We start from the raw sequence: 286 nt of genomic DNA on the forward strand, positions 1-286 counted from the left end.
TCTTAATCTCAAAAGAGACTATATGGATGGTTACTTTACTCCGCTAACGCTTCGTAAAAAACCTTGGTGGAGCCTAGCGGGATCGAACCGCTGACCTCCTGCGTGCAAAGCAGGCGCTCTCCCAGCTGAGCTAAGGCCCCGTAAAATGAGAATATGGTGGGCCTAAGTGGACTCGAACCACCGACCTCACGCTTATCAGGCGTGCGCTCTAACCAGCTGAGCTATAGGCCCATATTCCATAAAAATGAATGATAAGCAATGCTTACCATTGTTTGTTTGATGGATG

Annotated in this window: 2 tRNA genes; both read right to left on the minus strand. The window is 48.3% G+C overall.

From position 1 onward, the window contains the following. Positions 1-64: 64 nt before the first annotated feature. Positions 65-140: transfer RNA gene (locus AC6CIB_RS23635), tRNA-Ala, on the minus strand. A 14-nt stretch (positions 141-154) separates the two neighbouring features. Continuing rightward, positions 155-231, minus strand: a tRNA-Ile gene (locus AC6CIB_RS23640). Positions 232-286: the final 55 nt, after the last annotated feature.

The sequence above is a fragment of the Rossellomorea sp. GQ25 genome, from assembly GCF_059758515.1.